We start from the raw sequence: 1663 nt of genomic DNA on the forward strand, positions 1-1663 counted from the left end.
TTCTTTTCAATCGCATCAATCTTGGCCTTATCGGCCGGATCTCGTCTCGCCACAGTAGTCATTCTGGCTTATCTCCTTATGCGGGATCGGTTCCCACACACAAACCATCAGACACTCTCATCGTGTGTGCCAAGGAAACAACGGGCTTGATTTATCATTTAGACTACGGCTTGCAATATGTGAGCATCGTCTACAACGAGCGCTTGGCTGAGCACGGTATTACTGCGTCTACCGGCACTGTTGGTGATTCCTATGACAATGCTTTGGCGGAGAATGTCAACGGCTCCTACAAGAACGAACTGATCCATAGGCGCTCGTGGGCCGACGTGGTCGACGTAGAAATCGCGACGTTTGAGTGGGTCAACTGGTGGACCGAATCACGGCTCCACCAGAGCTTGGGCTACCACACCCCGACTCAAGTAGAAGCCGAATTTTGGGAACACCACCCCAGTCAAGAAATAGTGGAAATCAAGCCAAAAGCCTAGGAACAAAATCCAGGGCACTTCATTTTCAAACGCACGTGGGGGCCGATTTCCGAACTGCGAGAATATCAGGCAGTAAAAATCATTCGAGGAAGCACGGCCCCCTGAGCAATACCTGAACTAAAAAATTGTGTATTCCAGGACGCTTACCCACCCTGCTCTCGGTCATGCGAGCTCCTATATCGCAACAATCTCCGCAAGCGTCAACGCCATCCTAAAAATCGTGGCTGTTACTTACATTCACTAGCCCTCGCAGGCGAATTCGACGACGAGTGATCATCCGCTTCAAGTTCAAAAGTCACCACATCGGCGAGGTCATCGTCTCGAAGACCAGGGTAATGCTTGTCTAAAGCTTCGTGAAGCTCTACAAGCGAGCTGAATCCGTCATTGCGCGCATGCGCCTCAGTCAAATCCATTCGCCGCATTGGCACTACTGACTTAACCTGGGCAGATAAGCTAACTATCTCCCCGTTTTCTTTTTCAAAGACCAATAGCGCTGGCCCAGTCTGAAACGGATCATCGATCCTAATAGTCTGTTGCTTCGCCCCACTGCGTATCGCCTTTTCGTAGCCCTCCCACATAAAAATCTTCTGCCTTGCATCAATTTCACGCGGGTCAAAAGCAAAGGGAAGCAACTCCGCAACAGTAACCGCCTCGAGCCCGTTGCTTCCACGAACTACGCATTGAATCGAAGGATCAACGTCATATAAAACCTGTCGACATTTCCCACACGGAGAAATCACTTGACCATTCGGCCCGAAAACAGCCACAACAGCCTCAACCGGATCATCCGGACACACTGCGGCATGGTTAGCCAAAGCGGAAATCTCGCCACACGGCCCACCGAGAAAATGATAGGAATTCAATCCAAAAATCGACTGCCCCGAACGAGTCAATAATCCGGCAGCCACTGTATGGTCTTCGCTATCAGTGCAACGCTGCGCGTAGGCGGTAGTTTCTTTTAACAGCGAACGAACAGATTCAGTGAGCATAAAACCATGTTAACAGCAGATAACACGGAAAAATCCCTTAAACCGCCAAAGTATTCGACGTTAGAGCTGTGAGGTTACCCTCGAGTAGTGGACACCCTATTTGTGCGGATCTTGTGTCCGTAGGAGAGGATGTTCATTGTGAGTCAACAGCGCAAGAAATACACGCCGGAGTACCGGCGTGAAGCCGCA

2 protein-coding genes are annotated in these 1663 nt (G+C 50.3%); one reads left to right on the plus strand and one right to left on the minus strand.

Translation table 11 applies throughout. The features are described 5' to 3' along the window. Positions 1 to 485: integrase core domain-containing protein (locus MHY08_RS11570; RefSeq protein WP_239236777.1), on the plus strand; the 485-nt coding region annotated here is incomplete at its 5' end. 227 nt (positions 486 to 712) lie between these two features. Here the strand turns inward: MHY08_RS11570 and MHY08_RS11575 are convergent. Then, positions 713 to 1474 carry an ASCH domain-containing protein gene (locus MHY08_RS11575; RefSeq protein ID WP_239228748.1) on the minus strand — a complete coding sequence of 254 codons (762 nt, stop codon included), beginning with the start codon at positions 1472 to 1474 and terminating at the stop codon, positions 713 to 715. Positions 1475 to 1663: the final 189 nt, after the last annotated feature.

Origin of the sequence: Corynebacterium sp. ACRPJ (assembly GCF_022347345.1) — a bacterium.
Lineage (GTDB): Bacteria > Actinomycetota > Actinomycetes > Mycobacteriales > Mycobacteriaceae > Corynebacterium > Corynebacterium tuberculostearicum_D.